Raw genomic sequence first — 7,592 nt, 5'->3', positions numbered from 1 at the left:
GCAGCAAGGATTCTTCCCCCTCCAGACACCAACCCCCCCCCCCCCCCCCCCCTCCCCCCCCCCCCCCCCCCCCCCCCCGGGCCCACAGACCGACGGGGAAGGACTAGTTGGGGGCGGAGGCCACGGAGGCGACGGCCTCGGCCAGGGTGGCCCGGTACATGCCCATCGAGGGGTTCAGGACCTTGGCATCGGCCCCGAGCGGGAAGTTCTGGATGCTCGCCAGCGGCATGTTGCCGTCCTCGTCGTCGGCCAGCACGTTGACCTCGTTGATGCCCGGAGTGGTCCCGGCGGTGGCACCGCTCGGGTCGAGGTCGAGCACCACGTAGGCCGTCTTGCCCGCCGCGACGGTGTAGCGCATGGTCCCGGCGGCGAGGATCGGCTTGATGTTCTTGCTCTGGTCGGGCGTCGTGGAGTTGCCCAGGTCCACACCCGGTGTGGCGCTCAGGGTGCACGAACTCCCGCCCTTGTTCTGCACCTCGATCACCCGCTGGCTGGGCGCCCCGGAGCGGGCCGACATGTGGATCGAGAGGTTCTGGATGTCGCACGGGCCACCGGCCGCTGACCCGGAACCGGACTTGGTGCTGCCGCCGGACGGCGCGTGGGTGGCCGGGCGCGAGCCCGTACCGGTGGTCGGCGCGCCCGCCGTGGGGGCACCGCCCGCCGTCGGCTTCGCGGACACCGTGCTGCTCGCGGAGGGCGCCGGCCCGGCGGCCGGGTCGGTGTTGTCGGGCCCGCAGGCGGTCAACGCCAGCCCCGCGCCGGCGAGAACGGTGGCGACGAGCAGCGGGCGGCGGTGGCGGACGGACATGGTGGCTCCCCGATGACGGTGTGTGCTGACTGCTTGGAACACTTCACAAGACGTCGGCCCACCGGGTTCGGTGGCACACCCGGCGTCACAATCACCAGGACATGACAGGGACGGGACTGTGACACTCGTTCGGGAGCGGCCCGGTTGACAACCCCGGCGCGATGATGATCAGTCAGCCCGACCGGTGGTGGCCCGCGAGCCGGCGGAAGTCCGGGTGGCCGTGGAGGAGTTCGGGGTAGGTTCCGGTGGCGGAGGCGGTGCCGTCGGAGAGCATGACGACGCTGTCGGCCGCCTCGATGGTGGACATCCGGTGGGCGATGACGAGGATGGCGCACTCCTGCCGGAGGGCGTGCAGGTTGAGGGTCAGGGCGGCCTCGTTGGCCGGGTCGAGGTGGGCGGTGGGTTCGTCCATCAGCAGCAGCCGGGGGCGGGCGAGCACGGCGCGGGCGATGGCGACGCGCTGCCGTTCGCCGCTGGAGAGGCGTACGCCGCGTTCGCCGACCTCGCTGTCGAGGCCGTCCGGCAGGCGGTTCACCTTCCCGGTGAGGTTGACCAGGTCGAGGACCTGCCGGAGCCGCTCGTCGGTGGCGTCCGGCGCGGCGTAGCAGAGGTTGTCGCGCAGGGTTCCGTGCAGGATCGGGCAGTCCTGTTCGACCCAGCCGAGGTGGGAGCGCCACTGGGCGAGGCCGAGGTCGGCGGCGGGCTGCCCGTCGATCCGCAGGCTGCCGCTCCAGGGTTCGTAGAAGCGGTTGATCAGGGCGAAGGTGGTCGACTTGCCGGCCCCGGACGGGCCGACCAGGGCGACCAGCGCGTGCTGCGGCACGGTGAGGGAGAGCCCGTGGAGGACGGGGGCGTCCGGGCTGTAGCCGAACCGCAGGTCGCGCAGCTCCAGCGCGGGCGCCGACCCCCGGCCGGCGGGGCGCGGCGGGACGGTACGGACGGGCGGGGCCGGGGCGCGCTCCTCGACGGGGAGCGCGTACACCTCCTGGACGCGCTCCGCGGACCCCTTGGCCCGGTTCACCGAGGCGATGCCCTCCATCAGTTCGGTGACCGGGCCGGTGAGTTGGGAGGCGTACAGCAGCATCGCCACCAGGGCGCCGAGCGACAGGGCGCCCTGGTCGACCCGGGCCGTGCCGAACAGCAGCACCAGGATGAAGGCGGCGTTGATGGCGAGTTGGGCGGTCGGGGCGACCACCGCGGTGAGCCGGGCGCTGCGCACCGCGGCGTCGTAGGCGCGGTGCGCCAGACCGTCGAGGTGGTCGATCTCCCGCTGCTCGGCACGGTTGGCCCGGACGGTGCGCAGCGCCGACAGGGCGCGCTCCAGCCCGGCGGAGATCGCGCCCACCGCGGTCTGCAGCGCCGTGGAGGAGCGGCCGATCTCGGCCGACAGCCGGTTGATCACCAGGCCGCAGCCGAGCAGCACCCCCAGGATGAGCAGCATCAGCAGCGGGTCCAGCACGAACATGGCGACGACGCTGCCCAGCGCGACGCACAGGTTGGTGGCGATCTGGACCGAGACGTGGGTCAGCGCCTCGCGCAGGACGACCACGTCCGTCGAGGCGCGCGCCATCAGGTCGCCGACGCGCTGCCGGTCGAAGGCGTCCATCCGGACCCGCAGCAGGTGCCCGATCAGGCCGGTGCGCATGCCCAGGACGAAGCGCTCGCCGGTGCGTTCCAGCAGGAAGGCGGCGCAGGCCCCGATCAGTGCCTGGGTCAGCAGCAGCAGGACGAGGACGGCGCACGGGAGCAGCAGCGGTCGGTGCGCGGTGACGGCGTCGACCACGCCCTTGGCGGCCAGCGGCTGCGCGACGCCGACGCCGGCGGCGGTCAGGGTGAGCAGCAGGGCGGCGCCCAGGGCGCGCCGCTGACCCCTGGTGAGGGCCCACAGCTGGCGGAGCATCGTACGCGCGCCTCCCTTCCTGGAGCGTCGGGCCCTCGGTCAGCCGGTCCCGGCCAGGCCGGTCTCGACGAGGCCGGTCTCGACGAGGCCGGAGGTGCGGAGCCGTTCGGTCATGTCGGTCAGGTCCTGCCGTGCCTGGGTCGGCGCGATGTCGAAGTGGCCGGCGAACTCCTCGGCGACCTGGTCCAGGGTGCAGCCGTCCAGCAGTCGTCGAAGCGCATAGGCGCCGGTCTGGTTGAGCTGCCAGTAGTGCCCGGTGCGCCGGCTGAGCAGCACGGCGCCGTCGTCGGTGTCGGTGGACACGGTGTGGTCGGTCAAGCGGAGCGTCATGATGGGGCCTTCTCCGGGAGAGTCGGGGCGGCGGGCGGGACGGGCCGTCAGGCCGGGCGGGCCGGCTGCTTGGGGGCGACGGTGACCAGCGGCCGGAAGTAGCCGTCGGGGTAGGGCTCGTCGATGACCCGCCCCTCCGCCTCGACCCAGGCGTGGGCGGCGAAGGGCGTGGTGCGCACGCCGGCCTGCCACGTGGGCCAGGCGCCCCTGAACCGGCAGAGCAGGGCGGTGGCGATGGACCGCTGGAGGCAGTTGTGCACCGCGCAGCGCAGGCTGACGGCGACGACGGCGGCCCGGGCCTCGGAGGCCTGGGCGGCGGTGCCCGGGCGGGCGCCGGTGCTGAGCACGCCGAGGACGGCCTGGAGGCGGTCGGGCCGCAGCGTGGACAGCGGCCGGGCGACGGCCACGGCGGCCAGCGGCAGCACGCGCCGGTGCAGGGGCAGTCGGGTGCGGGCCCGGAGGGCGTAGGGCGGGCTGGTCACGGAGCCTCCTCGGGGTGGGGTGTGCGGCCGGGGCGGCCGGTGCCGCTGAGGGCCCGCTCGGCCGGTGCGGCCGGCGTGCCGGGGCGGGCGGCGAACGCGCCCGGTCGGGCGGCGATCTCGCGCAGCCACAGCTCGGCGCCGATCGTGGCCTCCAGTTGGGCCGACCAGACGTCCTCGGTGCGCGGGGGCGTGATCAGGGTGGTCCGGAGCCGGTCCGGGTCGATCAGGCCCAGGTTCGCCAGCCGGGAGTCCTCGAACAGGTCGAGCAGGTCGGGGACGTGCTCCTGGAGGGCGCGGTCGACGGGCTCCTCGCAGTCGCCCTTGGTGGTCCGGTCGAGGATCGGCCCGGGCACCAGCCCGCGCATCGCGGTGGCCAGCACGGGCTTGAACTGCCAGGGGCTGTACCGCTCGTGGGGCCGGACGGCCAGCACGGCCTCGACCACCCGGTCGTCCAGGTACGGGAGTTCCAGCGGCAGCCCGGAGGCGGTGTACTCGCGGCAGACCAGTCGGAGCACCGGGCCGGCGCTGCGCAGGGCGGTGAGGGCCTCGTGCTGTCCCCGGTCCCGGGCCAGCGGGACGATCCGGTCCGCGACCTCGCGGAAGACCCGTTGGGTGGTGCGCACCGCGTCGCCGGTGGCCCAGGGCGTGGCCGGGAGCCGCTCCCCCCAGCCGAGGGCGGGCCCCCGGGAGGGCGGGACCGGATGCGCCAGGTCGTCGGCGCACTGCCGCCACCAGCCACCGAGGTCTCCGCCGCGCAGCAGCCCGGCGAGGCTGGGCAGCAACGGCCAGCTGTTCAGGGCCCGGTGGGCGCTGAGCTGGCGCCAGGCGGTCACCGGCCGGTGGCGGAAGAGCGTGCGCAGGTAGGCGGCCCCGCCGGTGAAGAGCTCGTCGGCGCCGTGGCCGGCCAGGTGCCGGGTGGCGCCGCGGTCGACGAGGTGGCGGATCCCGTACCGGATGGCGTTCATGCCGCGGGTCGCGGCGCGCGGGGCCTCGGTGTCGACCGCCCAGTACGGCGGGGAGAACACCGGCGGGGCGTCGGTGTCCGGCACGCTCAGGTGCTGGGCGCCGGGCAGCAGGCGGGCGGCCTGGGCGGCGTAGACGGGGTCGTCGTTGATGGCGCTGCCGCCGGTCCAGCAGAAGGTCAGCAGGTCGGGGTGGTGTTCGGCGGCGAGGAAGCACAGCGAGGTGGAGTCCATGCCGCCGGAGAGGTCGGCCGACAGCCGCCCGGCGGGCTGCCGCAGGGCGACCGCCTCGCGCAGGCGCTCGCGCACCCCGGCGGCCCCGGGGGCCAGCGGGAGGTCGGGCTCCGGGGGCTGCCACCAGCGGACGTCCCGGGCGGGGCCGGCGGTGGGCAGCAGCAGGCAGGAGTCGGGGGCGACCAGCCGGACGCCGCGCCACCAACTGCGTTCGCCGAGCGGGGCGAAGAGCATTCCGTACGTCACGCCGGCGGCGATCAGGTCCTCGTCCGGTTCGGCGCCGGTGAGCCCGGCGAGCACGTCGGCCCGGTCCGCGGCGATCGGCACGCCGTCCAGGCGGGCGGTGTACACCGCCCTGCTGCCGGTGACGGTGCCCTGGAAGCGCACCCACCCGTGGGCCGAGGCGATCACGTGGGTGTTGCCGGGCAGGCTGCGGGCGAGCGCGTCCAGGTCGGACAGCTCGCGCACCGTCCGGGTGAGGGCGTCGAGGCGGTCCTGTCCGACCGGGCTCAGCCCGTGGACCGCGACCCGGACCGGGCCGGCCTCGGACACCACCAGGTCCTCCGGCGACCACGACCCGGCCAGCCAGGGCCGTCCGGACGCGTGGGTGACGCACCGCGGTGCCGTGGCGCCGAGTCGGCGGTGGACCCGGGCGCCGTCCGGGGAGTCCGGAAGGACCACCAGGTGGTCGTTGAGCGACTGCACGTGCCCACCCCCAGGTGTCACGGCGGCGTCGGTGCCGCCGGTGTGCCGGCGGCTCTGCGTGCGCGCCGGTGCCGGTGGCCGTCCGGCCGTCCCCAGCAGGGCGTTCGGCCGGTCGGCGCTGTTCTCCGGAACCGTGCACCACCGGGGGAAGGCGACACAACCGGGCAAGGTCCACTTCCCTCATGGATCACGCCATTCACGCACCGAAAGACGAAGGATGATTGTCGTTCCCTCACATTCGAATCTCGTTAAAATCGCGCTTGGCATGGACACTCCTGTTGCAACAGTTCACTTCCGTGCCCCAACTACCCTTCCGGCCGATCCGGCCGAAAGACGTTCCGTCCGCGATCCACCTGCGAAGACGTGAATCCCTCCGTCAATGGCCGGATCTGATGACGCGACTGGACACTCCCGGCGGCCACCGGCCCCAATGGAGTCACGCCATCCACAGGCTTCGGCCTCGATGCAGAGGAGAGAACCATGGCCAAGAACATCCAGCTGCCCAAGCGCTACACCCCGCCCACGGCCGCCAAGGTCGGCGACTTCAGCAAGGACACGGACGGCACCATCTACACCAAGAAGGACGCGACGACCCTGGGCTTCAAGAAGCCGCGCTGACCTCGGCCCAGCTGACCCGGACTCGATCGCCACAGCCCGCCGGCCCCGCCGGCGGGCTGTTCCGCGCCCACGGGCGTTCGCATCCCAACACACCGGGAATTGAACCGCCGATGACCGCCCGTACGTTGGAACGGCGGAACTCCCGGTGAATCCCGGGGGAATTGCCGAAGTTCCCGGCCGGAATCCGGTCCGGGAACTTCGACGTGTACCGACCTGTGGTCGCACCGACCCTGCCGCTGCCGCCGACCCGCCCCTGCCGCCACCACGGCCACCACCCCGCCACCGCCCCGCACCCGCACCCGCACCCGCACCCGCGACAAGGTCTTGGTATGAGCACGGCAAAGGGTTCCCCGCCCCCGTGCCCGCCATCTGGACGAGCGGACGGCCGAGTTGATGTGGTGTCCGGGCTCGACCAGCGGGCCCACAGGGCCCAACGGCCCGTACGGACAAACCTCCCACACCCTCACACCCGGGAGCAGACGCATGCGCACACCCCTCAAGGCCGCCGCCCACACCCTCACGGCGCTGGCCCTGGCCGCCTTCGGCACCACCGCCCTGGCCGCCGGCGCCGAGGCACAACCCGCCCCGGCCGCCGCCCACTTCGGGGCCAAGCCGCTCCACCCCGGCAGCACCACCAAGAGCCCGACCGCGACCTCCGGCAACACCCTCTCGGTCCGCTCCGCCGCGACCCAGGGCGTGGTCTCCCCCACCCCCAAGGTGTACCTGGTGTTCTGGGGCTCGCAGTGGTCCTCCGACCCGGCCGGGGTCGCCCCCGACATGCAGAACATGTTCAAGGGCCTCTACGGCAGCCAGGACACCTGGGGCACCATCCTCAGCCAGTACTGCGAGGGCGTCGCCAAGGGCACCACCACCTGCGGCACCAAGGGCACCCACGTCCAGCACCCGGCGTCCTCCCCGCTGGCCGGCGTCTGGTTCGACAACGCCGCCGCCACCCCGGCCAACGCCACCGCCGCCCAGATCGCCGCCGAGGCGGGCAAGGCCGCCGCCCACTTCGGCAACACCACCCAGGCACCCAACCTCAACGCCCAGTACGTGGTGGTGTCCCCCACCGGCGCCCACCCGGACGGCTTCCCCAACTCCGGCTTCTGCGCCTGGCACGACAAGACCAGCAGCTCCTACGGCACCCTGGCGTACACCAACCTGCCGTACATCCCGGACAACGGGGCGGGCGCCTGCACCATCTTCACCGACGGCCGGCTGCTCTCCGGCATCGAGTCCACCGAGACCCACGAGTACGCGGAGACCGTCACCGACTTCTGGCCCAGCATCGGCTGGAACGGCGGCGGCGGCGAGATCGGCGACGAGTGCGAGAACCTCGACGCCTACGTCACCCTGAGCACCGGCACCTTCGACCTCCAGGGCCTGTGGTCCAACAGCGCCAACAAGTGCGTCACGCACGGCTGACGGCCGCCCGGTGGGGGGGGGGGGGGGGGGAACCCCCCCCCCCCCCCCCACCCCCCCCCCCCCCCCCCCCCCCCAAACCCCCCCCCCCCCCGAGAAAGAAATCCCCGGCCCCCCCCGACCCCTGCTGC

General features: G+C 73.8%; 7 protein-coding genes. 2 read left to right on the top strand and 5 right to left on the bottom strand.

Annotation, left to right across the window (positions count from 1 at the left end; all coding sequences use genetic code 11):
* Positions 1-103 precede the first annotated feature (103 nt).
* From ACZ58X_RS24550 to ACZ58X_RS24530, 5 genes are all read right to left on the bottom strand, one after another.
* A complete protein-coding gene (locus ACZ58X_RS24550) occupies positions 104-808 on the bottom strand; it encodes a DUF4232 domain-containing protein (RefSeq protein WP_470335743.1) in 705 nt (234 codons plus the stop codon).
* A 172-nt stretch (positions 809-980) separates the two neighbouring features.
* Positions 981-2,708 (bottom strand): ABC transporter ATP-binding protein, encoded by a 1,728-nt coding sequence (locus tag ACZ58X_RS24545; RefSeq protein ID WP_470335742.1) that lies wholly within the window; start codon positions 2,706-2,708, stop codon positions 981-983.
* 39 nt (positions 2,709-2,747) lie between these two features.
* Positions 2,748-3,038 carry a lasso peptide biosynthesis PqqD family chaperone gene (locus ACZ58X_RS24540; RefSeq protein ID WP_470335741.1) on the bottom strand — a complete coding sequence of 97 codons (291 nt, stop codon included), beginning with the start codon at positions 3,036-3,038 and terminating at the stop codon, positions 2,748-2,750.
* Positions 3,039-3,085: 47 nt separating this feature from the next.
* Positions 3,086-3,520, bottom strand: a complete 435-nt coding sequence (locus ACZ58X_RS24535; protein WP_470335740.1) for a lasso peptide biosynthesis B2 protein — start codon at positions 3,518-3,520, stop codon at positions 3,086-3,088.
* Positions 3,517-5,421, bottom strand: a complete 1,905-nt coding sequence (locus ACZ58X_RS24530; RefSeq protein ID WP_470335739.1) for an asparagine synthase-related protein — start codon at positions 5,419-5,421, stop codon at positions 3,517-3,519. The genes ACZ58X_RS24535 and ACZ58X_RS24530 overlap by 4 nt, the downstream gene beginning before the upstream one ends.
* 480 nt (positions 5,422-5,901) lie before the next feature.
* On the opposite strand from ACZ58X_RS24530, the gene ACZ58X_RS24525 reads away from it, so the two are divergent.
* Together ACZ58X_RS24525 and ACZ58X_RS24520 are read left to right on the top strand one after the other, a co-directional pair.
* The gene (locus ACZ58X_RS24525; protein ID WP_380397777.1) at positions 5,902-6,039 is read left to right on the top strand and encodes a hypothetical protein; all 138 of its coding nucleotides are present in this window, start codon (positions 5,902-5,904) and stop codon (positions 6,037-6,039) included.
* 483 nt (positions 6,040-6,522) lie between these two features.
* Positions 6,523-7,464 (top strand): hypothetical protein, encoded by a 942-nt coding sequence (locus tag ACZ58X_RS24520; RefSeq protein WP_470335738.1) that lies wholly within the window; start codon positions 6,523-6,525, stop codon positions 7,462-7,464.
* Positions 7,465-7,592: the final 128 nt, after the last annotated feature.

The organism is Kitasatospora sp. NPDC040550 (assembly GCF_055594965.1).
Note: the sequence above shows the minus strand (reverse complement) of the source record. Positions and strands in the feature narration are given on the sequence as shown.